The organism is Rossellomorea sp. GQ25 (assembly GCF_059758515.1).
Map to the genome: position 1 here is coordinate 215,301 of NZ_JCAXEQ010000003.1, position 24,318 is coordinate 239,618.

The window sequence follows — 24,318 nt, forward strand, 5'->3', positions numbered from 1 at the left end:
TTGAAAAAGATTAGCAGTGCTTTACTAAATCTAATCCAATCCCCTCAAAAAAATCCACAAAATCAAACGGTTGACGAATAAAAAAAGAAACGCTACACTACAAATAACTTTATTTTATTAGCACATTAGCGAACTAAAGTATTTCTGAATAATCGAGATTTAGTAGCAATCCCTTAATCGGGGAAAAATAGATGAATTAATACGCCAAAGGTGGTTCTTATGACTAAGTTATTTATGTTCGAGAAGCCATTGGGAATGAGAGATACATTTCCTGATTTATACGAAATCAAAGGTCTGACGAAAAAGAAAATGGAACAGGCGATGAAGTTGTGGGGTTACAAGTTTATTGAGACTCCCAGCCTTGAATATTATGAAACAGTTGGTGAGGCATCGGCGATATTAGATCAGCAGCTATTCAAGCTTCTGGATCAACAGGGTCACACCCTCGTGTTAAGACCGGATATGACAGCGCCGATTGCCCGGATTGCCGCGTCAAAATTATTAAAGGACGAAGCGCCGCTGCGATTGGCCTACTCGAATTCTGTGTTCAGAGCCCAGCAGCGGGAAGGCGGGCGTCCGGCAGAATTTGAACAAGTGGGAATTGAATGTATCGGTGACGACTCAGTCAGTGCCGACGCTGAGGTAATTGCGCTGATGGTATCGGTTTTAAAAGAAGCAGGCTTGGAACATTTCAAGATTTCCATAGGCCACATCGGATTTGTGCAGGAGCTGTTCACTCAAATTGTAGGGACAGAAGAACGGGCGGATACGTTAAGAAGATACTTATATGAGAAGAATTATGTTGGATATCGCCAACATGTCAATGAACTGGCTCTTTCATCCATCGATAAACAGAGATTGTTCCGTTTCCTGCAATTACGGGGGTCAGAAAGTGTGCTGGGTGAAGCCCATTCTCTTTTAGAAGGGGTAAAAGGACTGCATGCTTTAGAACAGCTGAAAGATCTGTGGAGTATTTTAAAAGATTACGAAGTGGAGCAATATGTGAAGTTCGACTTGAGTCTGGTGAGCCACATGAGTTACTATTCCGGTATTTTATTTGAAGTGTACGGAGAAAATGTAGGGTTTGCGATCGGAAATGGCGGCCGCTACGATAAGCTACTTGAAAAATTCGGAAAGAACTCCGGTGCGACAGGTTTTGGATTGCGTCTCGATTATGTGCTTGAAGCGATGCAGGTTGAGTTAACTTCCACCCTTCAGCAATGCGTGCTTTTCAGTGATGAGCGCAGGAAAGAGGCTATCGGTCTGGCCCAAGAGCTGCGAAGTGAAGGAGTCAAAGTGGTGCTACAGAACTGGAAGGGCGTAGGGGATGTGGACGAGTTTACGAAGGGCTTCAGCAATGTGCACTTCGTTGTAGGACAGGATCGAAAAGGCGGTGAAATATCATGAGTGCGTTAACCATTGCCATGCCCAAAGGCAGGATATTTGAAGAAGCCGTGGAACTATTAAGGAAAGCAGATTACAATTTGCCGCCTGAATTCGATGATTCGAGGAAGTTGATCATCGAAGTTCCCCAGGAGGATTTACGATTTATCCTGGCAAAGCCGATGGATGTTCCGACATATGTGGAGCATGGAGTCGCTGATTTAGGGATTGCCGGGAAGGACGTTATGTTGGAAGAAGAGCGTGACGTATATGAACTGCTTGATTTGCGGATCAGTGGTTGTTACTTGGCGGTCGCAGGACTGCCGAATACAAAAATGAGTGATGTGGCACCGAAAATCGCAACAAAATATCCGAATGTTGCGTCATCCTATTTCAGGGAGCAGGGCGAGCAAGTGGAAATCATTAAACTAAACGGATCCATTGAGCTCGCTCCTTTAATCGGGCTCGCTGATCGCATCGTCGATATCGTCTCCACGGGAAGAACCCTGAAGGAAAATGGACTGGTGGAATACGAAACCATCGTCGACATCACCTCCAGACTCATCGTCAATCCCGTCAGCTACCGTATGAAAGACGAAAAAATCGAAGACCTCGTCACCCGGCTGACACGCATCATCGGGTAAGAGGGACGGACCTTGCCTGGAGCAGGTCGATACAGGATTAACACACTTATAAAGAGACCCTGAGGTTTGGATACTTGTTCATTCAGGCAAGGTCCGTCCCTCCAATTATAGATTACATAGGGAATACGGCATCTGCTGTCGTAAGCAGGTCCGTCCCCACAAAGGCTGGTGAAATGGAATGAAGATTATTAAGGAAATAAGCAGGGCGTCGATTAAGCGCTCGGTCGACAGTGGTACGGAGGAGCAGCGCAGAGCGGTTCAGGGAATCATTGCTTCTGTAAAAAAGGATGGGGACAGCGCAGTCCTGGACTATACGGAGAAATTTGATGGTGTCCAATTAGAGAACTACAGGGTTTCCCAAAGTGAGGAAGAGGAAGCATTCTCTTCTCTAGATTCTTCAATGATCTCGATCATTGAAGAAGCGGCGGATAATATTCGTGACTTTCACGTACAGCAAAAGAGGTCTTCATGGTTCACGACAAACGAGGATGGTACGATGCTCGGTCAAAAGCTGACAGCACTAGATTCAGTTGGCGTGTACGTGCCAGGTGGGACGGCTGCGTATCCTTCCTCTGTATTAATGAATGTGCTGCCTGCTAAAGTAGCGGGAGTCAAACGAATCACGATGGTTTCTCCTCCTGGAAAGGATGGGAAGCTATCTCCCGGCGTGTTGGTTGCAGCTAAAATTGCCGGAGTGGAAGACATCTTTAAAGTGGGCGGTGCTCAAGCCGTAGCCGCATTGGCGTATGGAACGGAATCCATCACCCCCGTGGATAAAATAACAGGACCGGGGAACATTTATGTAGCCCTGGCAAAACGCGAAGTGTTCGGCGATGTGGATATTGATATGATCGCCGGCCCGAGTGAAATCGTGATCTTGGCCGATGAGAATCAGAATCCCGATGAGATTGCCGCTGACCTTCTTTCCCAGGCTGAGCATGACGTGTTTGCATCTGCAGTTCTCGTGACGAGTTCGTCTACATTGGCCGAAGAGGTATCGACACAGGTAGAACGACAGCTGTCTTCCCTTCCCAGAAAAGACATTGCCCGTCAGTCCATCAATGATTTCGGAGCCATCTACGTGACGAGAGGTATAGAAGAAGGAATCGATGTTGTGAATCAACTCGCAGCGGAGCATTTAGAAATTTTAACGGAGAAGCCGTTTGAAACGATGGCGAAAATCCGTCATGCCGGAGCCATCTTCCTTGGCCGATACAGTTCCGAGCCTGTCGGGGATTACTTTGCAGGACCGAATCACGTTCTTCCGACGAACGGGACAGCACGTTTTTCAAGTCCGTTAAATGTAGACGAATTCATGAAGAAGACAAGTGTCATTTCATACAGTGAAACAGCACTGCAGCAAAACTATCAAAAAATCGCAAAGCTTGCCCGACTAGAGGGTCTTGAAGCCCATGCAAGGGCAGTGGAGATTCGATTCGACAAAGAAAAATAGGGAAGAGGGACGGACCTCCATGAGGTCCGTCCCTCCAAAAAGGAGGACATCATGGTGAGAAGTGCAGAGATTGTGCGAAAGACGAATGAGACGGATATTTGTTTGATTTTTGGAATCGATGGTGAGGGGAACTCAAAGATTGAGACAGGCGTCCCGTTCATGAGTCATATGCTGGATTTGTTCACAAAACATGGACAATTTGATTGTACGATCGAGGCAAATGGCGATATTGAAGTGGATGACCATCACACCACTGAAGATATCGGAATTTGCTTGGGACAGGCATTACTGGAGTCACTGGGAGACAAAAAAGGGATTAAGCGTTACGGCTCAGCCATGGTTCCGATGGATGAAGCACTTGCTCAAGTCGTGGTGGACCTGAGTAATCGTCCGCACCTTGAGTTCCGTGCAGAACTTCCAAGTCAGAAAGTCGGGACCTTCGATACGGAGCTTGTTCATGAATTCCTTTGGAAGCTTGCTCTTGAAGCGCGAATGAATCTTCATGTCATCGTTCATTATGGTCACAATACCCACCATATCATTGAAGCGATCTTTAAAGCACTGGGACGTGCTCTTGATGAAGCAACCACGATTGATCCCCGGGTAAAAGGGGTTCCGTCAACGAAGGGAATGTTATAATTCATGATCGGCATTGTAGATTATGGGATGGGAAATCTATTCAGCGTCAGTAAAGCACTTGAACGGTTGAACGTTCCTTATTTTATCAGTGATCAACAAGAGGAATTACTGAACGCAGATGGCTTGATTTTACCGGGAGTCGGAGCATTTAAAGATGCTATGAATCTTCTCGAAACCACTCACTTAAAAGAAACCATCCTCGCTTTTGCCCAAAGCGGGAAGCCGCTCTTAGGCATTTGTTTGGGCATGCAGCTCCTTTTTGAAGAAAGTAAAGAGAATGGGGAGACGAGAGGGTTGTCTCTGCTTCCTGGTGAAGTGCTTCTAATTCCGAAATATGACAGTCAAGGAAACTCGTTCAAAGTCCCTCACATGGGCTGGAATCTTCTGCGATACCAAAAAAAATCCCCCCTTTTAGAAGGGTTATCAGAAGGCTACGTGTACTTCGTTCACTCCTATTATGTGCACGAAAGATCCAAAGCTGTGATAGCGGCAAGTGCTGATTATGCGGGAGTCGAAATCCCGGCAGTCGTGAGTCGGGAAAATATATACGGAATGCAGTTTCACCCTGAAAAAAGTGGGGAGATTGGAATGAAACTGTTAGAAAACTTTACAAAACGAGTGAAGGAATCGGAGGTGGTCTCATGAGTTTTACGATTTATCCAGCGATCGATATGCGGGGTGGGAAGTGCGTTCGTCTTGTTCAAGGTGACTATAATCAAGAAACGGTTTATGGAGACTCTCCGTTTGATATGGCGAAGAAATTCGCTGATGAAGGTGCCGAGTGGATTCACATGGTAGACCTCGATGGGGCAAAGGAAGGCTCCCGGATCAATGATGAATTCGTGATCGCGGTTGCAGAGAAGCTTGAAGCGAAGGTGCAGATCGGTGGAGGCATTCGCTCCAAAGAGGATATCGAGCACTATTTAAGCCGGGGCGTCGATCGTGTGATCATCGGCAGTATCGCTGTTTCCAACACGGAATTAGTGAAGAAATGGCTGACGGAATATGGTGACAAGATTGCCATTGGACTTGATGCAAAGGATGGCTATGTGGCAACGCACGGATGGTTGGAAACATCAGGTCTCAAAGCTGTCGATCTTGGAAAAGAACTGGCTGAAGCCGGCGCGGAAACGTTCATCTTCACCGATATTGCCACAGACGGAATGCTATCTGGTCCTAATGTTGAAGCAGTTGTAGATCTTGCCAAACAAACGGGGAAATCAGTGATTGCGTCTGGAGGCATTAGCTCACTTGGAGATCTAAAGACTTTAAAGCAATACAAAAACCAAGGCGTCTCCGGCGCGATTTGCGGAAAATCACTTTATACAGGAAAGTTCACAGTGAGCGAGGCCATAAATGAGGTGAAGACATGTTAACGAAACGGATTGTTCCTTGTCTGGACGTGAAGGATGGACGGGTGGTAAAAGGCATTCAATTTGTGGAGCTGAGAGATGCGGGAGATCCTGTTGAACTTGCTAAAGTGTACGACGAGCAAGGTGCCGATGAACTCGTCTTCCTGGATATTTCAGCATCCCATGAAGGACGGAAAACGATGGTGGGAGTCGTTCAGCATGTAGCTGCGGAATTGGCGATCCCTTTTACAGTAGGTGGAGGGATTAACTCAGTTGAAGATATGAAAGCCATCCTTCGCGCAGGGGCAGACAAAGTTTCTCTTAACACAGCAGCCGTCAAGCGTCCTGAGCTTGTCCGTGAAGGAGCAGATTACTTCGGGTCTCAATGTATCGTAGTGGCCATCGATGCCAAATATGATGAAGAGAGCAAAGGCTTTAAGGTGTTCACCCATGGAGGCAGAAAGCTGAAAGACCTTGATGCTGTTGAATGGGCGAAGGAAGTAGAATCACTCGGTGCGGGAGAAATTTTGTTAACGAGCATGGATAGCGATGGAGAGAAACAGGGGTTCAACCTGGCCCTGACGAAGGCAGTTAGCGAAGCGGTTTCGATTCCGGTGATTGCTTCAGGCGGTGCAGGAAATGCGGGGCACTTCAAAGAAGTATTCACAGAAGGCAAAGCCGATGCGGCTCTTGCAGCATCTATTTTTCACTATAAAGAAACGAGCGTTGAAGAAGTTAAGAGCTACTTAAGAGAGCAGGAGGTGCACGTACGATGACAAATGACGATTGGATCGCATCCGTGAAGTATGATGATAAAGGATTGGTACCTGCCATCATCCAGGACGCTTCGACAAAAGAGGTTTTAACACTGGCCTATATGAATGAAACGTCTCTTAAGAAAACAGTTGAGACGGGAGAAACGTGGTTTTACTCCCGTTCACGCCGGGAGCTGTGGCATAAAGGAGAAACAAGCGGGAACACCCAAACAGTCAAGAACATCATGTGGGATTGCGATAAAGACGCCATCCTTGTCCTCGTCGATAAGGAAGGCCCTGCGTGTCATAAAGGTGAAGAGAGCTGCTTCCATGAAGGAGTGTATGGTGAGGATAAATCATCAACAGAAAATATCCTCCTCACTCTGGAAAAACTCATTGAAAATCGTGAAATCGAGCGGCCAGAAGGAGCATACACGACCTACCTCTTTGAAGAAGGTGTAGATAAAATCCTTAAAAAAGTAGGCGAAGAAGCGTCAGAAGTGATTATCGCTGCGAAAAACAGAGACAGTGAAGAATTGAAATGGGAAGTCGCCGACCTGTTCTACCACGTGCTCGTCCTTTTAAGAGAACAAAAACTTCCACTCGAAGATGTGTTAGAAGTCCTTGTGGAACGTCATAATAAATAACTCCCTGGGGGACGGACCTTGCGCGCGCGCAAAGGTCCGTCCCTCAAAATATGGTAGTTTAGTACAGTGGTATTGTATGATATACTACTGTAGTTATACTATGAACGTTTCGGAGGACTTTGATGAGAAAAGGGTCAAAATTAGGTAGTGAGCAAGCGAAAGTGTTGTCTTTTGTCCCGACTGGAGAGTATTACTACAACAAAGGGATGAAGGCTTATCAACGTCGAGAGCTTAAAAAATCGTTAAAATATTTAAATAGAGCATTTCAATTAGAACCAGTAGAACCGATGATTGCCTGTCAATTATCGATTGTGTATACAGAGCTTGGTGAATACAAGCGCTCAAATGATTTATTGCATCAAATCTTGGATGATCTGGATCCCCGGATGTCGGAGTGTCATTATTTTCTAGCCAATAATTATGCCCATTTAGGCTTATTTAAAGAGGCGTACGAACAGGTTTTAACTTATCTTGACAAAGAAGAATATGGTGAATTCGTTGAGGATGCAGAAGACTTATTAGAGCTTCTGGAGCTCGATTCCGATCTGATTGTGGACGATTTATATGAGCATGATGAGCTTATCGTCCAACAGGAGAAAGCAAGAGATCTTCTAGAGTCCGGACATTTTCAAAAAGCCGTGGAAACCTTACAGAAGGTCATTCAAGATTATCCGGAATTCTGGTCGGCTTATAATAATTTAGCACTTGCCTACTTCTATTTAGGAGAAGTCGATCAAGCAGCTGCTACGTTAGAAGAGGTGCTGGAGAAGAATCCTGGAAATCTTCATGCCTTGTGCAATACGGCTGTTTTTTATTTCTACCAAAAACGTCATGAAGAACTGGATGAATTGATCCAGGGTCTTGAGAAGGTCCGTCCCTTACTTCATGAGCATCGTTACAAGCTGGGGGCTACGTTTGCGCTCGTCGGTCATTCGAAGCGGGCGTATGATTGGTTGAAGTCCCTTCAGAAAATTGGCTTCGATGGCGATGCGAGCTTCTATTATTGGTTGTCTTATTCTGCTTATGAAACAGATCATGAGGATACAGCCCGTAATGCATGGAAAAAGGTACTTGAGATCAACCCTGAAAAAGAAGGGCTCGAGCCTTGGAACGATCAGAAGCAGGCAGATGGCTTCGAAAATCACGTCACATCGATTTTGAAAAAACTGCAAAGTGAATATACGGAAGAGAAATTATTCGGGCTATTTCTTACATCCATCTCGGATAATCAGAGAGCTATCCTCACTCACGCTGATTTTTGTGATGTGGAGGACCTGTCGATTGTCGAAAAGGTTTATTTGGCACAAGTGTTGAATAGCAACGGAAACAGCTCGATTAAAGTGAATCAGGAGATACAGAATATGCATCAAGTGGCTCTGCACCTTTATGGGGATCATCAACCGATCACGAGCGTGGAGTCCGGATTGTTCCTTACTTGGTTTACGATCGCCTACAGAGGCATAAAAGAACGGGAAACCTTCAAGAATGCCAAAGCTTTTGCAGCGGCGACCGAATTCGTTTGGAATCGACTGCGAAATGAAAAGGTCACGAAGAAGCAACTATGTGATCGATTCAATTTATCTGCGAGTACGCTGACAAAATACATCTCAGTCGTCGAAAGTTACCTTCCGTGAGCATATTTTTGGACGATGCGACCCTATTTTTTATAGGATAGATGTAGGAAGTTAATACTATGGGTGGAAGGCTCAAGCACCATTACTACCTCTAACCATAGTATTTTAATAAAGAATATGCTTACGACTGTTTCGGAAGGAGAATGTCATCATGTCTGAAGAAAAAATTTATGATGTAATCATTGTAGGTGCAGGCCCTGCAGGAATGACTGCAGCTGTCTATACGTCACGTGCAAGTCTTTCAACGCTTATGCTTGAAAGAGGAGTGCCGGGCGGACAAATGGCGAATACGGAAGAAGTGGAGAACTACCCAGGCTTCGACCATATTCTGGGACCTGATCTTTCTAATAAAATGTTTGATCATGCGAAGAAATTCGGTGCGGAATACGCATACGGAGACATTAAAGAGATCGTAGACGGAGAAGAGTTTAAAATTGTCAAAACCGGCTCGAAAGAATTCAAAGCCCGTGCCGTGATCATCACAACGGGTGCAGAGTACAAAAAAATCGGTGTACCTGGTGAAAAAGAGCTTGGCGGACGCGGAGTATCTTACTGTGCAGTATGTGACGGAGCATTCTTTAAAGGAAAAGACCTTGTGGTTGTAGGTGGAGGAGACTCCGCTGTAGAAGAAGGGGTTTACCTGACAAGATTTGCTAACAAAGTAACGATCGTTCACCGTCGTGACGAGCTTCGGGCTCAAAAGATCCTGCAACAGCGTGCCTTTGATAACGAAAAAGTTGATTTCATCTGGAACCATACGGTGAAGGAAATCAACGACAAAGAGGGCAAAGTAGGAAGTGTGACCCTTGTCTCTACAGAAAATGGAGAAGAAACAGACTTCCAAGCGGATGGTGTCTTCATCTACATCGGAATGCTTCCACTAACGAAGCCATTTGAAAGCCTTGGGATCATCAACTCTGAAGGTTATATTGAAACAAACGAACAAATGGAAACAAAGCTTCCTGGAATCTTTGCAGCCGGAGATGTCCGCGAAAAACAACTTCGCCAAATCGTTACAGCAACAGGTGACGGAAGTATCGCCGCTCAAACGGCTCAGCATTATATCGAAGAGCTGAAAGAAAAAGTTAAAAACGGATAACCAAGAAAGCCTTACGAAAGGGAGATTCCCTTCGTAAGGCTTTTTTTGATGAATTCAACTTTTCTTATGCTTATTAAACACATATACCAACTCCGACAGCGTCAGCTTCTTCAACCCCTCATCACATGGCTTGTAAACACCAGCTTCTACTAACCGACGAATAAATTGCTGCCTCTGTTTTTCAACGGCTTCACGTAAGAATGGCATCCGTGTTCACTCCTTTTGGATTGTTACCCATAGTGTAGGGGGATTTTGAATATAAATCTGCTACTTTGTAAAGTTTTCTTCCAATTTAGAATTCTTTGTCAGGTTTTCTAACATAATAAGCCAAATCCGTAAGAGAGACATGTATAATCAAGGTATTCCCTGCTTAGGAGGATGAGGAGAACGTGGATAATGAGCCTTCCTATAAGGATAAAAAAGTGATATCGATCGGTGTCGTCAGTGAATTGACAGGTTTGACCGAGAGAAAGATCCGCTATTACGAAGAGAAGAATCTGATCTTCCCACAGCGTTCCAATCGGGGCTATCGTAAGTACTCCTTTTCCGACGTGGAACGATTAATGGACATCGCCGACCAGCGAGAAGAAGGGGTCACAACAAGAGAAATCAAACATGAATTATCCAGAAAAGAGAGAAAAGAAGCAAAGCAAAAAATGATTCGGGGTCAGCTTAATGCCCGGTTTGGTGTTCAGAAGAAGTAAGGGGGACGGACCTCTTAAACCGATACCATTGATTCATAACTTCCATAAATAAACAGGATTACAACCCTCTCAAAAGGGTATAACCATTATTATGAAAGTCATCCTAGTTTATTTCGGAAGGTCGGATTATGAATGAAAATATGGAAAGTCGCTTCAATAGTAGCACTGTTTGCCCTTATTCCCATTGTGTATTTTAGTTTTTTTGCCGATGAGACCAAGTCATCATCTAAGAAACGGGTGATCGCATTGGGAGATTCCCTCACCTATGGGTATGGGGATAAAAAAGAAACAGGATATATCGGCCGTTTAGAAGAGAAAGTAAATAAAAAACATACAAAGATGACATACACCTTTCAAAACCTTGGAGTACCGGGGCAGCAATCGGATCAGCTGCTGGGGCAGATCGTTAAGCCGGAGGTAGCGGAGGATTTAAGTGAAGCAGACGTATATATCATCAACATTGGAACCAATGATTTAATAAAGAGCAATGGTGGAGATCTATTCCCGTTGCATCATGAGGAGATCATGGAAGCGAAAAAAGACTACCTCGACCACCTGGATAAAATCTTGAATATTGTCGGAACAGCGAGCAAAAAAGCGGATATTATCGTGTTAGGTTTATACAATCCTTACCCGGATAAAGACAGTGATAAAATCGAGGCGTACGTGGATGATTGGAATAAATCTATGATGAAAGAAGCCGATAAACATAAAAATGTGAAGTACGTCTCAACGAATCCTTTGTTTAAAGGGAAGTCCAAGGAAAACTATTTCCATGATTCCCTTCATCCTAATGGTAAGGGATACGAATTAATGGCGGATCAAATTATGAAGAATTATGACTTTTAACCCCGAAATGACAGGTTCTTACATCGTTCGTCTTAATTCGCAAATCCCGCAACCATACATTAACAATTCCGTAATACCGTTTTAAATCTGTTGTAACACTAGTGAAACAATTTTCGGGTAATATAAATAATAAGAAATTGACCCCCTTTTAAGTAATAAATCCCGTAGACGACACAGGACTCGCCTGTGTCTATTTTTTTTGCTTTTTTCCCCTGTTATAGTGACCCATGTATATCTGTACCTATTCTCTTCTTGTAGAAACATGTCCCAATATCTTTCGATTTCAATCGACAACCTTCAAACAACAAGCCAAGACATTGTAGCTTGTCTACAATCATAGTATAATATAAGGAATGAGAATGACTGAGAGTGAGACTAATGTATTCATTGGCTCCCTAATCATCAAGATTGAGGTGAAGGTAGTGCAACGTGTCACAAATTGTTTATATCTGGATGGAGACAAGGTACTCCTTCTCCAAAAGCCAAGGAGGAATTGGTGGGTCGCTCCAGGTGGAAAAATGGAGTCCGGCGAATCAATCCGGGATGCTGTCATTCGTGAGTATCGTGAGGAAACGGGCATCTATTTAAAGAATCCTGATTTGAAAGGTGTCTTTACGTTCATTATTAAAGAAGGCGATCAGATTAAATCAGAGTGGATGATGTTTTCTTTCTTTGCAACCGAAGCGGATGGGGTCAACCTTCAAGAATCGGAAGAAGGTAAGATTAAATGGCATCCGATTGAGGATATTAAGGACCTTCCGATGGCTGAAGGAGATTATCATATTCTGGACTACCTCTTACACGGAAAGAATACGATTTATGGAACGTTTACCTATACTCCTGATTTTAAGTTATTGTCTTATCGATTAGATCCAAGTTGATCAACGAACTTTTCAAATACAACATTACGATAAAAGTGGGGGGAAGAGTATGAGTACAGGTTCTACAAACGATGTTCAATTAGTAATCATAACAGGGATGTCCGGAGCTGGTAAGACGGTTGCCATTCAGAGCTTCGAGGATTTGGGATTCTTCTGTGTGGACAATCTGCCCCCGACTCTTCTGCCAAAGTTTTTGGAACTGATGAAAGAGTCCGGTAATAAAATGAATAAGGTCGCCCTTGTGATGGACCTTAGGGGAAGGGAATTCTTTGATCATCTATTTAAAGCATTGGATGAATTAGCGGAAACCTCCTGGGTGACGCCGCAGGTTTTATATCTTGATGCAGATGATTCTTCTCTTGTCAGACGATACAAGGAAACGCGCCGTTCTCATCCGCTCGCTCCTTCAGGTTTGCCTCTTGAAGGGATTCGTCAGGAGAGAGAGCTCCTTGAAGAACTAAAGGGACGTGCGCAGTTAATATATACAACTTCAACCATGAAGCCAAGAGAGCTTCGGGAAAAGATTCTAACGGAATTCTCGGTGAACAAGAAGACGATTTTCACGGTGAATGTCGTGTCTTTCGGTTTCAAGCATGGTATCCCGATCGATGCTGATTTGGTGTTTGATGTACGCTTCCTGCCAAATCCTCACTATATCGATCATATGAGACCGAAAACGGGATTGGATGAAGAAGTGTCCACCTACGTATTGAAATGGAATGAAACGAATAAATTCATCGAGAAAGTAACCGATTTACTGTCGTTCATGCTTCCTCAGTACAAGCGGGAAGGAAAGAGCCAGCTTGTGGTCGCGATAGGATGCACAGGCGGGCAGCATCGATCGGTTGCATTAGCAGAGTATCTTGGCCATCATTTTGAAAGTGACTATCAAACGAAAATTTCTCATCGGGATATTCAGAAGAGAAAGGGTCTAACAACATGACACATACACCCAAGGTCGTCGTGATCGGAGGAGGAACGGGATTACCGGTCCTTCTTCGGGGATTGAAACGGCACCCTATTGATATTTCGGCCATTGTCACTGTCGCTGATGACGGTGGCAGCTCAGGTCGTTTGCGTGACAGCCTGGATATTCCTCCCCCGGGAGATATACGGAATGTCCTGGCTGCTCTTTCAGAAGTGGAGCCACTGGTTGAACAAATGTTTCAGCATCGTTTTGAAACAACGAATGAACTTTCCGGTCATGCTTTAGGAAACTTGATTATTGCAGCCCTTGCTTCCATTACAGGTGATTTTGTCCACGCGATTCAGGAAATGAGCAGGGTATTGAACGTGAAGGGGAAGGTACTGCCTTCAGCGAATCAAAGTGTCATTTTAAAGGCGGAGATGGAAGATGGAACGATTGTCACGGGAGAATCGACGATTCCGAAAGCGGGGAAGAAGATCAAAAGGGTCTTCTTAAAGCCGGATAGCATCAAGCCACTGGGTGAAACCTTGCGGGCCATCAAGGAAGCCGACTTAATTGTGATGGGTCCGGGAAGCCTATATACTAGTATTTTACCGAATCTTCTTGTTCCGGGAATTGGCGATGCCGTATGCAGGGCGAAAGCGAAGAAAATGTATATTTGCAACATCATGACCCAGGCAGGGGAAACATTGGATTATTCAGCAAGTGACCATGTAAAGGCATTATATGATCATTTGGAAACGCCAAGTATTGATTATATCTTGGTCAACAAAAAGCAGGTACCCGATGAGGTGCAGGCACGATATAATGAAGAACAAGCGAGTCCCGTTCACTTTGATTTGGATAAATTGAAGTCCATGGGCTTAGAAGTGATTGCAGAAGAGATTCTCTCCTATGACAACCATTTTGTTCGTCATAACACGGAGAAGGTCGCTGATATCATATATTCTTATCTTGAAAAATCAACCAGCTAAACTACAAAAATTTCTTTTGTAAAAGGTTGTGCAAGCGTTTGCTAGGAGGTGATGGGGATGTCGTTTGCGTCCGAAACAAAAAAAGAACTGACCAATATTGAAGTGAAAGATTGCTGCGCTAATGCAGAATTATCCGCATTGATCCGAATGAATGGCTCGTTGTCATTCTCAAATCAAATGCTCGTCGTCAATATTCAAACCGAAAACGCCGCCATTGCCAGAAGAATCTATACATTGATTAAAAAGGGGTACGACACCCCGGTAGAGCTTCTGGTTCGAAAGAAGATGCGGCTGAAGAAAAACAACGTCTACATTGTACGAATCAAAGAAGATACTAAGATGATTCTTGAGGAACTGAAAATCCTGGGTGAAAATTTCACCTTTATTCATAATATATCGGAAGACTTGATCAAGAAGAAATGCTGCAGACGTTCATATTTGAGGGGGGCGTTCCTTGCAGGGGGTTCGGTTAACAACCCGGAAACCTCATCGTATCATTTAGAAATCTTTTCTCTTTATTCTGAACACAACGATGCGTTGTCCGAGCTGATGAATTCCTTCGGGTTGAATAGTAAGACCCTTGAACGAAAAAAAGGCTTCATTACGTATTTGAAAGAAGCAGAGAAAATCACGGAGTTCTTGAATATCATCGGGGCTCACAATGCCCTGCTGCGATTTGAGGATGTACGGATTGTCAGGGATATGAGAAATTCCGTAAACCGTCTGGTGAACTGTGAGACGGCTAACTTGAATAAAACCATCGGTGCGGCCTTAAGACAGGTCGAAAACATTAAGTTTATTGAAAGGCATGTAGGCTTACAGATATTACCCGATAAACTACGGGAGATAGCAGAATTACGGGTGAATTATCAAGATGTCACGTTGAAAGAACTAGGGGAAATGGTGTCAGGCGGCACCATCAGTAAATCAGGGATTAATCACCGCTTACGTAAAATTGACCAGCTTGCTGAGAAACTCAGAGCGGGAGAAAAGATACAAACCTAAATAAGGACAAAGGGGAGAGAAATGATTATGGTGGAAAAACAAGTAGAAGTGAAATTGAAGACAGGTCTTCAAGCACGACCGGCTGCATTATTCGTACAGGAGGCGAACCGCTTCTCATCTGAAATCTTCTTGGAAAAGGATGGGAAGAAAGTAAATGCGAAAAGCATCATGGGCTTAATGAGTTTAGCTATTTCTACGGGTACTTCCATTACGTTAGTAGCGGACGGAAGCGACGAAGAAGAAGCACTCGTTGCCCTCGAAGGATTCGTTCAAAAAGAAGCATAAGATCAACTTCATACCCGTAAAAGCTGATGACTTGGGAGTGGTCATCAGCTTTTTTTAGTTCTTTTTTGTCGAGAAAGGATCAACCCATCAGCGATATTTTTACCGATCTTTAGACGTTATCCCTCCACCGGTCAAAATAAAAACCCCCTTGCAAAATCGTGCAAGAGGGTTTCATGATTACTTATTATTCATATCGTTACGTGTGATGATGCGATCGATCAATCCATATTCAAGGGCTCTTTCAGCTGTCATGAAGTTATCACGATCTGTATCTTTTGAAATCACATCAAGTGGTTGACCAGTGCGATCAGCCAGGATTTGATTCAGTTTTTCACGAAGGAATAGAATTCGCTTCGCTGCGATTTCGATTTCCGTAGCTTGACCTTGAGCTCCACCAAGTGGTTGGTGAATCATGACTTCAGCGTTTGGAAGGGCAAGTCGCTTACCTTTTGCACCTGCTGCAAGAAGGAACGCACCCATGGAAGCAGCCATACCGATACAGATGGTTTGTACATCAGGCTTGATGTATTGGATTGTATCGTAAATTGCCATACCTGCCGTGATGCTTCCGCCAGGAGAGTTTATGTAAATCGAAATATCCTTCTCCGGGTTTTCAGATTCAAGGAAAAGAAGTTGTGCTACAATGGAGTTGGCCACATTGTCATCAATGCCGCTTCCAAGCATGATGACACGGTCTTTCAATAAACGTGAATAAATGTCATACGCACGTTCACCGCGGTTTGTTTGTTCAATTACTGTAGGAATTAAATTCATCCTCGTTCCTCCTTAGAAATCCTTTTATTTTATTAAGAGTTACTTATTCACTTTGTACTGTTATCATACACCCATGGTCAATAAAGGTCAAACTAAACGATTCCTTTATTAACCTTTATATAAATCCTTTCTACATCATACCCACTCATTCCTTTTTTAAACAATAAAACGTATTGCAAACAAGCACTTTCTAGCTTATAATATATATTTGTGACAGTTATTCATCTCATGCCCTCGTGGTGCAACGGATAGCACGTAAGATTCCGGTTCTTAAAATGGGGGTTCGATTCCCTCCGAGGGCGTACGTTAATTCAATGAGTTCCTATGTTTGTATGAGTTATATACGAGCATAGGAACTTTTTTGTTTGGGTGCTCTTCAATGGCACCTTCAATTATTTTCCTACCGTTTTATTTATATTAATGGCTATTTTTCTAAAAGGCACTTTGCGCAAAGTTTGTTGATTTGTAACATAAGATCTGCTAGGAGCTATGTCAACAAGCGTGTGCTGGATGGTGAGGGGAACCGCTCCGCTTGCAGCTAGCGTTCGGCCGAGCCTCCTCAGCTTAGCCGAACGGGGTCTCGGCACGGCCGTACTTCCGCAGGAGTCTTCGCAGTTCCCCCTCACCATCTTTAAGAGATTTTTCGTGACAGAGCTTATAGGCATCCAAAAACAATGTAACTAGAATACAGAATTCTTCTTCCTCAAGAGGAAAACAACCTTTACCATAAAAGAGGATTACGTCTTATAATTGGTATGCTCATTTTACTGTTATAACAAGGGTTAAAATCCAAATCAGTTTATGCTTGGCTAGTTTCCAGTTACCCCTGTGTCCGAACACCTATAGAACCCTTTTTTTACTTGTTTCCGCTGCTTTAAATGCTGTTATGGGCAGTATAAGCCTAATCTCTTTTGTAAACATTCTAAGACTTTTTCTGGCATTTCCCTGACCTCGAGATCCTCACCGAGGAAAAGCAACCAGTTTGTTATTTCGGTCAATTCCCCGGGTCTATTAACATTGACAAACGTCTTTAAAACAGCTGTGGTTTGGTAAGGATTCGTATAGGAAATTGAAACTTTTAAAGGGTGGTATTTTTTGAACTGGGCAATCGCTTTTGGACCAAGTTCAAGGACAAGGTTGATTGCTTCTTCCCGCTTATTTAGTTTTTCTAAAATCGCTTGCTCACTCCATTTTTTTTTCGTCGAGAAGGGTTTGACATCGATGAGATGGTCGGCCGGAAAAATCCGCTTCTTATCTTCCTTTAAATCAAAGCCTTCAATCAGCCAAAGGCTTTTTTCATGATAAAGGTGCAAGAGATAAATTGGATAAGACTTCATTACCTTCTCTTCTTCGATAGTAATTAATAAATATCTATCTAAAAGCAGGATTTGGAAGAATGTTTCTAACATTGGATGAGGGAGGTCTGAAAGATCAAGTAAGTCAGGATTATGGGGATTGGTCCCTTCAAAAAGCAAGATTTGATTTAAAAGAATAAGGTCATCTTGCTGGCTTTCTGAGATAAGGCTGAGTAATTTTTCAGCTATAGACTGACGGCTCTTTAGATAGGGGAGTTGCTGATTTCTTGTGGCCATAAAGGCAATAAAAAGAGCTTTGACTTCATTATCGGTAAAACGGACCTCGGGCAGGACAGAGTTGTGCATGACGAAATACCCCCCATCCCTTCCAACTTCAGATACAAGTGGCATACCCATGGCCTCAATTTCTCGGATATCTCTAATAGCCGTCGAACGAGAAATGTTAAATTCTCGCATAATTTCAGAAATCGTAAAGTGGGCTCGGTTGTTGATATATCGCATAATGACATTAATCCGTTCAACTTTTTTCATCGGGGCCTCCAAATAGTATCAATTTTTGATACTATTAAACGCTATTATATACACATCAAGAGATGATGACAAATCACTTGATTAATTTAAAAAAAGGAAGGTTTTTAATATGGCAGATTATATCTTAGAAGAAAAAGACAGCTTTACCGTTATAGGTTTAGGAACTGAGCTTAAGAGCGATTACACTGACTTTGCTGGCTTGAGCAAGGAAAAGTTAGACTTTTGGCAGGACGTCAGCCAAGATGGAAGGCTTGACGTTTTAAAAGACATAGCCACAAATGACTACATTTTTGCCGTGAACGAAGCGGTGAATAACAAGATGATGCATTATGCCGGCGTCATGGCATCGGCATCAGCATCTGTACCAGAAGAAGCCAGAGTGATCCAATTTCCTAAAGGGGAATACTTGGTTGTTAAAGGGGAAGGGAAGACGGCCGATGAATTAAATAATAAGGTTTCTGCTATTGCCTTTGGTCAAGTCTTACCAGAAGCAAAGGATTTTGCTTATGTTGGTGCGCCAAATGCGACCGTTGAGATGGGGCATCAAAACGGCTTAGTTTTTGGTGAAATGTGGATTCCTGTTGTTAGGAAATAAAGAGGGCTATTTATCAGGAAGGCGTAATCCTTAGATTGGATTACGCTTTTTATTTACCGGGACAGCTGCTGAACTTAACTATAGACATAATCCGAGCATCTATATTGGGGATATATATTAAAGAAGTATAGGATGAAAGATATGGGAAATTCAAATGTCAGACAGTTTAATTCACAGGGGCAAATGGGAAAGATCATTATTAATATTATCTTGAAATTAAGTTTTCTGTTTTAGGGCGTAATTCGAATAAGAAATGCGTTCTTTCTTTATATAAAGGCCAGATAGTGGAATAATACTAAGCCATAAATAGCTTATAAATACAATGCTTTCGCAAAAATTTCATCTTTTCTTCATACTCTCCGTATCTTTTTAAGAATGAAAAACGTTATATAAAATGAATGTATTTATTGCAGGCTATTTAAAGTGAACGGGGGAAAAGTATGAAGGTTTTAATATTAGGAGGTTCTCGTTTTTTAGGTAAAGCGATGGTAGAAGAAGGGTTGAAAAGAGGTCTTGACATCACTTTATTCAATCGCGGGAACAATAAAGAAGCATTTCCAGAAGTGGAACAACTTATCGGTGACAGAGATGGTGATGTATCACAGCTTAAAAACAGGAACTGGGATGTCGTAATGGACACATGTGGGTTTGCTCCCCACCAAATTAACAAAATTGCTGCTGTGCTCGGAGATAGCATCAAACATTATACGTACATTTCAAGCATCTCTGTTTATAAAGATTGGATTCCTCTCAGTATCGCGGAAGATTATCACTTACAGTCCATGCCGCAGGATCAATTGATAGAAGTTGAGGAAGGGAGAATCTCTCCTTATGAGTATTACGGCGCATTGAAAGCGCGATGCGAAGCTGAAGCAGAGAAATATTGGCCGGGGAGAGTGTTAAATATCAGGGCAGGTCAGCTTGTTGGACCATTTGACTATACGGATCGGCTCCCGTATTGGGTTCAACGAGTCGCGGAAGGTGGAAACATAGTGGTGCCAGGACGTCCGGACCGTCCAATTCAATTGATCGACGTGAAGGATATAGCAACATGGGTGTTTGATATGGTGGGAAAAAGAAAAGCTGGTACGTATAATATTACAGGTCCCGATTATGAATTAACGATGGGAGAGCTTTTGAGTACGTGTAAAGTAGTTACAAATAGCAATGCTAGATTTGTATGGACAGATGAAAAATTTGTACTGGATCATAAAATACAGCCATGGACGGAAATGCCATTATGGATTCCTGAACACTTCCCGTTAGATGGAGAAACAGAACCGTGGAAAGGCTCATTTTGCATCAGCATTGAAAAAGCCGTTGACGCCGGACTTTCCTTCCGACTTCTTGAAGATACTGTTTATGATATATATCAATGGGAGAAGGCGAGACAAGATACAGAACGAAAAGCAGGGATATCACGAGAAAAAGAGCAAGAGCTGTTGAAGACTTGGATCCAAAAAGAGAGATAGGGGACAACGGAATTGAAGCTTTAGAACAATATTTGAACAAAATCAAATCAATGTATTTGATTTGGAAAGGACCTCAGTAATATAAATCGTTATTGTGCTAACGGGGGCTTATCCAGTATAAAAAGTACCCTATAGAGTAAACACTTAAAAAAAGTGCTCTCTATAGGGTGCTTTTTGGATAATTAATATGACATCTAGAAAAATTTGGAGACGGAGAATTGTGACTAAAAAGCTTTTTACAGAGAAAGAGATCGCTATATTATCTAAAAACCCTTACGTTACTTCGGTTAGTTCAAAAGGGATTACCTACTCGAAGGAATTTAAGGGGAGAAGGCTTTTTTAGGGGGAAAGCTGTTCTGTTAACGGTTCGCCGGGGTCAGTCCCTCGTCAGTATATCGAGCATATTTGCCGTAAATGCACCGATGTCCATGCTGGATGCCACTCTGGCACAGCCCATCCCGATACATTCCTGAACACCGGGACGGAAATCGGCGATACTGAGACCCTCAGCATAGCCGTCTTCATCCTCTACCTTCACTTGTTTTCTTACATAGGAAAACATGCCGGGTATTTCGAGTGCGGCAATCACGGCGGCCAAGTCATGCTGAGGCGTACCTTCGATGCCGGGTTCAAGCTGCTGATAGGCTTCGTAATAGAAGTCGAGAATCGGTTTGATGATCTGCTGCAGCGGGGTATCTGCACGGGTGTCTATGAAATCTACCAAAGCCGGGGTCAGCAAGGCATCGCGTGTGACATTGAGAGGAATGATGGTAAGTCCGGGGGCGTTTTGGCAGACAAAGTCGGCAGCCTGGGGATCTCCGTAGAAGTTCGCTTCTGCCACTTCGGTGACATTACCGGGTTCCAAAAAGGCTCCGCCCATGATATAGGTTTCCTTCACAAGATTCATCACTTCCGGGCTTAAATACCATGCAATCGCCAGCGATGTACATCTGCCGACATTGACAATCGTGATATCATCCGGGTTCTGTTTAATCAGCTGAAACAATCTAGTGAAATTGGTTCTGCGCTGAAATGGCACCGGGGGAGAGATGGGGCCAAGTCCTTCTTCCCCATGAATTTCAGGGAAAAAGACCGGGTTTTCCCCGCTTAACGGCCGGGTGCTTCCTGCAATGACCGGGATATCCGTGCGCCCTGCAAGTTTCAATAGATAGGAAGCATTCCTGGCGCTCCTATCACGGTCTGTATTTCCGTAACCGGCGACGACGGCCATCAAGTCGATATCGGGATGCTGTAAGGCATAAATCAACGCAAGGGCATCGTCAATGCCGGTATCGGCAAACAATATCATTTTTTTCATTTATTTCACCTCCTCTTATTTCATATGATAGAGAAGGGGAGCCTGCGTGTTTGAAAGTACTAGATTCGTTTGTAAATCTAGTAAAACAGTTCTTTCTACCTTTTTTTACTTTATGTATGCTGTTAGACACCGCTGTTGAATGCTGGACAAGTCTCACATCAGCCACTTCTCCCGCAGGAGTCTTCGTCTTGAACTCCAACCAACAGCTAGAACTGTATCGAAATCAATATTAACCTTATTACATTATTACATCTATCATAAAAAAAGGAGAGAGAACCACTGCGGTTCTCTCTCCTTTTCGGGCTCTATTTATCCGACTTGCCTTCCTGTTTGGAGAAGGCTTTGGATAAGGCGTGAATGGCAAGTTCGAGTTGTTCGAGTTTCTTTTCAAGCTTGACGAGAAGAAAAAGAGTGACTGCAATCGGAAAACCGAAATTGCCCAATAACTGAATGAACACAGAATATTCCATTGCGAGACCTCCTTATGTTTGGTTGCTTGAAAGGGCTGTCGGTGGTTGAAACGAAGCTGCTTGTCTATGGCTGCAGATTGACTGCTTTTGCAATACCTGAAGCGATGGCCTGTGACAACCCTTGAATGAATGTGGAGTTTTTTAAATAAGAAGCATCGCCTGCATGGTCGATGAATAGATTCTCAAGTAAGATAGCCGGCATTGCGGTTTCCCTCAGTACAGCGAAGTTGGCTTCTTTCTTCCCTCTGTCACGAAGACCGAAGCCTGCATAAAATTTCATTATTTCAGCATGGATGACATCCTGGCGCCTCCCCGTTTCGGTTCCTGACGTACCGGGGTAGATAAAGCTTTCGAACCCTGTCCCCCCGCCGGCATTATGGTGGAAGGAGACGAAGTAATCTGCACCAAGTCCGTTCGCAAATTGCGCCCGCTCTGATAACCCGACGTAGACGTCTGTTGTCCGAGTTAAAATGGCCTCGACGATATATTGTTCTTCCAGTAGTGCCCGTACCTTTGAAGCGATGGTCAATGTCAACTGCTTCTCTTGCAGGCCGTTCCCTGTTGCACCGGGGTCTTTGCCGCCATGGCCGGGGTCAAGTACGATCTTTGGCATGCTCATCATCCTCCCTTCTTAAGCCCAATACCAGAACTGAGATCCGTATGGGTACTCAATGCGGCTGTCGACATGGACAAATGTATTGTATTTGATAATCCCGCTGAATCCGCAGGTTTTTGCCATTTCTGCTGTTTGGTAAGGTGTCTTGCCTGAAGGGTCGGTATCTGCTGCCACCCCGTACAGGTGCATGCTGTTTGAAGCCCCGCCGACATTGCTGTTATGATTGATACTTCTGAAGCCTGAATTGATTGTGATCGGCGCATTGCCAAGCTTCTTGCGGAGAGCTTCCAGCTTGTACATCAAGCGGCGTACATTTTCCTTTACCTGGCTCGATCCGACTTTCCCGCCTGAAAAACCGCTGCCGTCTTTGGAATGGAATTCACTGAAATTGAAATTTGCAGAGGAACCGTCGCTGCTCTCAAGTGCATTCAGCTGATTGTGCGTCTGGGGACCGGCAATTCCATCAACCGATAACCCGTAAGCACGCTGGAAACGCTTGACTGCCGCCTCCGTTCCCGGACCGAAAGCCCCGTCGATCGTCACTTTGGTCTGTGAAGCAGAATCAGAAGCCCATCCCGCCACGCGGATTTGAAGTTCCTTTACATCACTGCCGGAATCACCATTTCTCATTGTTCTCGTCCAGTTCATAAACGCATCTCTCCCTCAGGTTTAGTGGATTTTTGGTTGGAGGCAAGAGCTGCATTGATTTAAAGCGATGCAGCTCTGGCTTCAGTGGTGAGACAGCCAAAAGGGATGCAGAGTAAGAGGGGCCATCCCCGCCGCACGCTTACTCCGTTTTGCTTGCCTTACACTTTATAAAGAAGAGGGAGAGCGGGAAATTACAACCTTGGATGTGAAAACTTTTCAGGGATAAAAAAAGACAAGTAAACACGAGGGGGGGCGTGTTTACTTGTCCTTTTTTAATAAGGCGTGCATCTTCATTTTCAACGTGTGCGGTGGATCCTCATCTGCAGGGCGGTTATTTCGTTAGATCAAATAATCCGGGCACATCTTCAAGGGAATAGTTCCGGACATACGCAATCACTTTGATCCTTAATTCCTGTTCAAGGTCTTCGCGGTTTTCCTGCTGCGTCAAGTGCAGCGACTTCCGGATCTTGGGCTCAAATGTTCGGACCACGTTCACTTCATAAAGAGAGTTATTCTTTGCTTCTTTCACCATGTCATAAAGTGCGTTCATTCTCATGCTCCTTTCTGTAATGCTTCTCTTAATCTTGCCAAAGCGTTTCGGTGGGATTTGGAGACAGCCTGCTGCGTAACCCGGAGGACCTTCGCAATCTCTGTATCACTCATTTCTTTTACATAGGCGAGGTCAAGGATCTCCCTTTGTTTGTCCGTCAGTTTTCTGAAGGCAGCCAGCAGCGCATCGTCACTGATTGCATCTTCCAGGGATTGTTCGGGTAATATGAGGGGTTCCCCGGAATCGGGAATCATGTCTTTAAACGTTCCTTCCTCCTCCCCGCTGAGCGGCTGGTCGAGGGTCAGCAGCTGACGGCCGCGGTGGAGACGGATTTTTTTATCAAAATTGACGCTATGAAAATATAAGGATGAACTTACATAGGAAGTAAATCGGATCCCAAAATAATGAGCCTTGAATGCTTCGTTCAGACAATCCTCCGCTGAAGGGGTGGGTGACGTCAAAAATTCTTTCAGAAGTTCCTGATGTTCTGGCTGGGTCATAAACGATTCCACTGCTTTATTTCCTTTTAAATCAGGATAGATACGATAAAATCTTTCTTTTAATGAGTCCATTTTTTTCACCACCATTAGAACGTATGTTCGGTTAAATATTTAAAAAAAAAGCCGCGGATACAATTCCTGCTTTTAGTATATAAAGAAACCTCTATCAAAAAAATGACAACCTTATTGTTTAATATCGTTCCAATGTACTATTCATTAAACCATATGCCGGTTTTTTTATGAAGGGAGGAATGCACTAATTTTTCCTGAAAAGGGAGGAATAGTTAGGGATGACG

The 24,318-nt window shown here is 43.8% G+C and carries 28 protein-coding genes, 1 tRNA gene and 1 pseudogene; 21 read left to right on the top strand and 9 right to left on the bottom strand.

Annotated elements, in window-relative coordinates; translation table 11 throughout:
- The first annotated feature begins 219 nt into the window (after positions 1 to 219).
- From AC6CIB_RS11850 to trxB, 10 genes are all read left to right on the top strand, one after another.
- The gene (locus tag AC6CIB_RS11850; protein ID WP_498280910.1) at positions 220 to 1,407 is read left to right on the top strand and encodes an ATP phosphoribosyltransferase regulatory subunit; all 1,188 of its coding nucleotides are present in this window, start codon (positions 220 to 222) and stop codon (positions 1,405 to 1,407) included.
- The gene (gene hisG / locus AC6CIB_RS11855; protein ID WP_498280912.1) at positions 1,404 to 2,027 is read left to right on the top strand and encodes an ATP phosphoribosyltransferase; all 624 of its coding nucleotides are present in this window, start codon (positions 1,404 to 1,406) and stop codon (positions 2,025 to 2,027) included. The genes AC6CIB_RS11850 and hisG overlap by 4 nt, the downstream gene beginning before the upstream one ends.
- 178 nt (positions 2,028 to 2,205) lie before the next feature.
- Positions 2,206 to 3,480 (top strand): histidinol dehydrogenase, encoded by a 1,275-nt coding sequence (gene hisD, locus AC6CIB_RS11860; RefSeq protein ID WP_498280914.1) that lies wholly within the window; start codon positions 2,206 to 2,208, stop codon positions 3,478 to 3,480.
- A gap of 54 nt (positions 3,481 to 3,534) precedes the next feature.
- Positions 3,535 to 4,119 carry an imidazoleglycerol-phosphate dehydratase HisB gene (hisB, locus tag AC6CIB_RS11865; protein ID WP_498281392.1) on the top strand — a complete coding sequence of 195 codons (585 nt, stop codon included), beginning with the start codon at positions 3,535 to 3,537 and terminating at the stop codon, positions 4,117 to 4,119.
- A 3-nt stretch (positions 4,120 to 4,122) separates the two neighbouring features.
- Positions 4,123 to 4,764 (top strand): imidazole glycerol phosphate synthase subunit HisH, encoded by a 642-nt coding sequence (gene hisH, locus AC6CIB_RS11870; protein WP_498280916.1) that lies wholly within the window; start codon positions 4,123 to 4,125, stop codon positions 4,762 to 4,764.
- Positions 4,761 to 5,495 (top strand): 1-(5-phosphoribosyl)-5-[(5-phosphoribosylamino)methylideneamino]imidazole-4-carboxamide isomerase, encoded by a 735-nt coding sequence (gene hisA, locus AC6CIB_RS11875; protein ID WP_498280918.1) that lies wholly within the window; start codon positions 4,761 to 4,763, stop codon positions 5,493 to 5,495. The genes hisH and hisA overlap by 4 nt, the downstream gene beginning before the upstream one ends.
- Complete coding sequence (gene hisF / locus AC6CIB_RS11880) at positions 5,489 to 6,247, top strand: imidazole glycerol phosphate synthase subunit HisF (protein ID WP_498280920.1); 759 nt, start codon at positions 5,489 to 5,491, stop codon at positions 6,245 to 6,247. The genes hisA and hisF overlap by 7 nt, the downstream gene beginning before the upstream one ends.
- On the top strand, positions 6,244 to 6,873 hold the full coding sequence (gene hisIE / locus AC6CIB_RS11885) for a bifunctional phosphoribosyl-AMP cyclohydrolase/phosphoribosyl-ATP diphosphatase HisIE (RefSeq protein ID WP_498280922.1): 630 nt from the start codon (positions 6,244 to 6,246) through the stop codon (positions 6,871 to 6,873). The genes hisF and hisIE overlap by 4 nt, the downstream gene beginning before the upstream one ends.
- A gap of 122 nt (positions 6,874 to 6,995) precedes the next feature.
- Entirely contained in the window at positions 6,996 to 8,507 is a 1,512-nt protein-coding gene (locus AC6CIB_RS11890) for a tetratricopeptide repeat protein (protein ID WP_498280924.1), read from the top strand.
- A 151-nt stretch (positions 8,508 to 8,658) separates the two neighbouring features.
- The gene (trxB, locus tag AC6CIB_RS11895; protein ID WP_498280926.1) at positions 8,659 to 9,606 is read left to right on the top strand and encodes a thioredoxin-disulfide reductase; all 948 of its coding nucleotides are present in this window, start codon (positions 8,659 to 8,661) and stop codon (positions 9,604 to 9,606) included.
- A 54-nt stretch (positions 9,607 to 9,660) separates the two neighbouring features.
- Here the strand turns inward: trxB and AC6CIB_RS11900 are convergent, their stop codons facing one another.
- Positions 9,661 to 9,813: a Fur-regulated basic protein FbpA gene (locus AC6CIB_RS11900; RefSeq protein ID WP_148995370.1), complete on the bottom strand. Its 153-nt coding sequence runs from the start codon at positions 9,811 to 9,813 to the stop codon at positions 9,661 to 9,663.
- A gap of 182 nt (positions 9,814 to 9,995) precedes the next feature.
- Here AC6CIB_RS11900 and AC6CIB_RS11905 point away from each other — a divergent pair, with 182 nt between their 5' ends.
- From AC6CIB_RS11905 to AC6CIB_RS11935, 7 genes are all read left to right on the top strand, one after another.
- Entirely contained in the window at positions 9,996 to 10,310 is a 315-nt protein-coding gene (locus AC6CIB_RS11905) for a MerR family transcriptional regulator (RefSeq protein ID WP_498280928.1), read from the top strand.
- A 132-nt stretch (positions 10,311 to 10,442) separates the two neighbouring features.
- Positions 10,443 to 11,159: a GDSL-type esterase/lipase family protein gene (locus AC6CIB_RS11910; RefSeq protein WP_498280930.1), complete on the top strand. Its 717-nt coding sequence runs from the start codon at positions 10,443 to 10,445 to the stop codon at positions 11,157 to 11,159.
- 422 nt (positions 11,160 to 11,581) lie between these two features.
- Entirely contained in the window at positions 11,582 to 12,040 is a 459-nt protein-coding gene (locus AC6CIB_RS11915) for an 8-oxo-dGTP diphosphatase (RefSeq protein WP_113970858.1), read from the top strand.
- Between the two features lie 49 nt (positions 12,041 to 12,089).
- A complete protein-coding gene (rapZ, locus tag AC6CIB_RS11920; RefSeq protein WP_498280932.1) occupies positions 12,090 to 12,983 on the top strand; it encodes an RNase adapter RapZ in 894 nt (297 codons plus the stop codon).
- Positions 12,980 to 13,942 (top strand): gluconeogenesis morphogenetic factor MgfK, encoded by a 963-nt coding sequence (gene mgfK, locus AC6CIB_RS11925; RefSeq protein WP_498280934.1) that lies wholly within the window; start codon positions 12,980 to 12,982, stop codon positions 13,940 to 13,942. The genes rapZ and mgfK overlap by 4 nt, the downstream gene beginning before the upstream one ends.
- 57 nt (positions 13,943 to 13,999) lie before the next feature.
- Positions 14,000 to 14,947 (top strand): DNA-binding protein WhiA, encoded by a 948-nt coding sequence (gene whiA, locus AC6CIB_RS11930; protein ID WP_498280936.1) that lies wholly within the window; start codon positions 14,000 to 14,002, stop codon positions 14,945 to 14,947.
- Between the two features lie 27 nt (positions 14,948 to 14,974).
- Positions 14,975 to 15,232 carry an HPr family phosphocarrier protein gene (locus tag AC6CIB_RS11935; protein WP_148970361.1) on the top strand — a complete coding sequence of 86 codons (258 nt, stop codon included), beginning with the start codon at positions 14,975 to 14,977 and terminating at the stop codon, positions 15,230 to 15,232.
- A gap of 177 nt (positions 15,233 to 15,409) precedes the next feature.
- Here AC6CIB_RS11935 and clpP read toward each other — a convergent pair whose 3' ends face one another.
- Positions 15,410 to 16,006, bottom strand: coding sequence for an ATP-dependent Clp endopeptidase proteolytic subunit ClpP (clpP, locus tag AC6CIB_RS11940; RefSeq protein WP_113969137.1), 597 nt, complete (start codon positions 16,004 to 16,006; stop codon positions 15,410 to 15,412).
- A 230-nt stretch (positions 16,007 to 16,236) separates the two neighbouring features.
- Between clpP and AC6CIB_RS11945 the strand changes: the two genes are divergently transcribed.
- Positions 16,237 to 16,308 (top strand) — tRNA-Arg (locus tag AC6CIB_RS11945).
- Between the two features lie 582 nt (positions 16,309 to 16,890).
- Here AC6CIB_RS11945 and AC6CIB_RS11950 read toward each other — a convergent pair.
- On the bottom strand, positions 16,891 to 17,853 hold the full coding sequence (locus AC6CIB_RS11950; RefSeq protein ID WP_498280938.1) for a helix-turn-helix transcriptional regulator: 963 nt from the start codon (positions 17,851 to 17,853) through the stop codon (positions 16,891 to 16,893).
- A gap of 109 nt (positions 17,854 to 17,962) precedes the next feature.
- On the opposite strand from AC6CIB_RS11950, the gene AC6CIB_RS11955 reads away from it, so the two are divergent.
- The 3 genes and pseudogenes from AC6CIB_RS11955 to AC6CIB_RS11965 form a co-directional block, all read left to right on the top strand.
- Positions 17,963 to 18,448: a GyrI-like domain-containing protein gene (locus AC6CIB_RS11955; protein ID WP_498280940.1), complete on the top strand. Its 486-nt coding sequence runs from the start codon at positions 17,963 to 17,965 to the stop codon at positions 18,446 to 18,448.
- A gap of 440 nt (positions 18,449 to 18,888) precedes the next feature.
- Entirely contained in the window at positions 18,889 to 19,920 is a 1,032-nt protein-coding gene (locus AC6CIB_RS11960) for an NAD-dependent epimerase/dehydratase family protein (RefSeq protein ID WP_498280942.1), read from the top strand.
- 187 nt (positions 19,921 to 20,107) lie between these two features.
- Positions 20,108 to 20,245, top strand: a pseudogene (locus AC6CIB_RS11965) (IS3 family transposase); the annotation flags it as partial.
- A gap of 51 nt (positions 20,246 to 20,296) precedes the next feature.
- On the opposite strand, the gene AC6CIB_RS11970 reads toward AC6CIB_RS11965, so the two are convergent.
- The 6 genes from AC6CIB_RS11970 to AC6CIB_RS11995 all read right to left on the bottom strand — a co-directional run bounded on the left by AC6CIB_RS11970 (position 20,297) and on the right by AC6CIB_RS11995 (position 24,094).
- The gene (locus AC6CIB_RS11970; RefSeq protein WP_498280944.1) at positions 20,297 to 21,238 is read right to left on the bottom strand and encodes a nucleoside hydrolase; all 942 of its coding nucleotides are present in this window, start codon (positions 21,236 to 21,238) and stop codon (positions 20,297 to 20,299) included.
- A gap of 305 nt (positions 21,239 to 21,543) precedes the next feature.
- The gene (locus AC6CIB_RS11975) at positions 21,544 to 21,708 is read right to left on the bottom strand and encodes a YvrJ family protein (RefSeq protein WP_141771974.1); all 165 of its coding nucleotides are present in this window, start codon (positions 21,706 to 21,708) and stop codon (positions 21,544 to 21,546) included.
- Between the two features lie 64 nt (positions 21,709 to 21,772).
- The gene (locus tag AC6CIB_RS11980; protein WP_498280946.1) at positions 21,773 to 22,321 is read right to left on the bottom strand and encodes an N-acetylmuramoyl-L-alanine amidase; all 549 of its coding nucleotides are present in this window, start codon (positions 22,319 to 22,321) and stop codon (positions 21,773 to 21,775) included.
- Between the two features lie 18 nt (positions 22,322 to 22,339).
- Positions 22,340 to 22,972, bottom strand: a complete 633-nt coding sequence (locus tag AC6CIB_RS11985) for a D-Ala-D-Ala carboxypeptidase family metallohydrolase (RefSeq protein WP_498280948.1) — start codon at positions 22,970 to 22,972, stop codon at positions 22,340 to 22,342.
- 331 nt (positions 22,973 to 23,303) lie between these two features.
- Positions 23,304 to 23,522 (bottom strand): hypothetical protein, encoded by a 219-nt coding sequence (locus AC6CIB_RS11990; protein ID WP_498280950.1) that lies wholly within the window; start codon positions 23,520 to 23,522, stop codon positions 23,304 to 23,306.
- A 2-nt stretch (positions 23,523 to 23,524) separates the two neighbouring features.
- Positions 23,525 to 24,094 carry a sigma-70 family RNA polymerase sigma factor gene (locus tag AC6CIB_RS11995; RefSeq protein ID WP_498280951.1) on the bottom strand — a complete coding sequence of 190 codons (570 nt, stop codon included), beginning with the start codon at positions 24,092 to 24,094 and terminating at the stop codon, positions 23,525 to 23,527.
- Positions 24,095 to 24,318: the final 224 nt, after the last annotated feature.

Bases quoted from the DNA above. Each gene is read 5' to 3' on its own strand.
- hisD (WP_498280914.1), top strand. From the start codon at position 2,206: ATGAAGATTATTAAGGAAATAAGCAGGGCGTCGATTAAGCGCTCGGTC.
- hisIE (WP_498280922.1), top strand. From the start codon at position 6,244: ATGACAAATGACGATTGGATCGCATCCGTGAAGTATGATGATAAAGGA.
- AC6CIB_RS11910 (WP_498280930.1), top strand. From the start codon at position 10,443: ATGAAAATATGGAAAGTCGCTTCAATAGTAGCACTGTTTGCCCTTATT.
- mgfK (WP_498280934.1), top strand. From the start codon at position 12,980: ATGACACATACACCCAAGGTCGTCGTGATCGGAGGAGGAACGGGATTA.
- hisF (WP_498280920.1), top strand. From the start codon at position 5,489: ATGTTAACGAAACGGATTGTTCCTTGTCTGGACGTGAAGGATGGACGG.
- AC6CIB_RS11900 (WP_148995370.1), bottom strand. From the start codon at position 9,813: ATGCCATTCTTACGTGAAGCCGTTGAAAAACAGAGGCAGCAATTTATT.
- AC6CIB_RS11970 (WP_498280944.1), bottom strand. From the start codon at position 21,238: ATGAAAAAAATGATATTGTTTGCCGATACCGGCATTGACGATGCCCTT.
- rapZ (WP_498280932.1), top strand. From the start codon at position 12,090: ATGAGTACAGGTTCTACAAACGATGTTCAATTAGTAATCATAACAGGG.
- AC6CIB_RS11935 (WP_148970361.1), top strand. From the start codon at position 14,975: ATGGTGGAAAAACAAGTAGAAGTGAAATTGAAGACAGGTCTTCAAGCA.
- hisG (WP_498280912.1), top strand. From the start codon at position 1,404: ATGAGTGCGTTAACCATTGCCATGCCCAAAGGCAGGATATTTGAAGAA.
- AC6CIB_RS11950 (WP_498280938.1), bottom strand. From the start codon at position 17,853: ATGAAAAAAGTTGAACGGATTAATGTCATTATGCGATATATCAACAAC.
- AC6CIB_RS11985 (WP_498280948.1), bottom strand. From the start codon at position 22,972: ATGAACTGGACGAGAACAATGAGAAATGGTGATTCCGGCAGTGATGTA.
- whiA (WP_498280936.1), top strand. From the start codon at position 14,000: ATGTCGTTTGCGTCCGAAACAAAAAAAGAACTGACCAATATTGAAGTG.
- clpP (WP_113969137.1), bottom strand. From the start codon at position 16,006: ATGAATTTAATTCCTACAGTAATTGAACAAACAAACCGCGGTGAACGT.
- trxB (WP_498280926.1), top strand. From the start codon at position 8,659: ATGTCTGAAGAAAAAATTTATGATGTAATCATTGTAGGTGCAGGCCCT.
- AC6CIB_RS11960 (WP_498280942.1), top strand. From the start codon at position 18,889: ATGAAGGTTTTAATATTAGGAGGTTCTCGTTTTTTAGGTAAAGCGATG.
- AC6CIB_RS11850 (WP_498280910.1), top strand. From the start codon at position 220: ATGACTAAGTTATTTATGTTCGAGAAGCCATTGGGAATGAGAGATACA.
- AC6CIB_RS11975 (WP_141771974.1), bottom strand. From the start codon at position 21,708: ATGGAATATTCTGTGTTCATTCAGTTATTGGGCAATTTCGGTTTTCCG.
- AC6CIB_RS11995 (WP_498280951.1), bottom strand. From the start codon at position 24,094: ATGGACTCATTAAAAGAAAGATTTTATCGTATCTATCCTGATTTAAAA.
- hisA (WP_498280918.1), top strand. From the start codon at position 4,761: ATGAGTTTTACGATTTATCCAGCGATCGATATGCGGGGTGGGAAGTGC.
- AC6CIB_RS11990 (WP_498280950.1), bottom strand. From the start codon at position 23,522: ATGAACGCACTTTATGACATGGTGAAAGAAGCAAAGAATAACTCTCTT.
- AC6CIB_RS11890 (WP_498280924.1), top strand. From the start codon at position 6,996: ATGAGAAAAGGGTCAAAATTAGGTAGTGAGCAAGCGAAAGTGTTGTCT.
- AC6CIB_RS11955 (WP_498280940.1), top strand. From the start codon at position 17,963: ATGGCAGATTATATCTTAGAAGAAAAAGACAGCTTTACCGTTATAGGT.
- AC6CIB_RS11980 (WP_498280946.1), bottom strand. From the start codon at position 22,321: ATGCCAAAGATCGTACTTGACCCCGGCCATGGCGGCAAAGACCCCGGT.
- hisH (WP_498280916.1), top strand. From the start codon at position 4,123: ATGATCGGCATTGTAGATTATGGGATGGGAAATCTATTCAGCGTCAGT.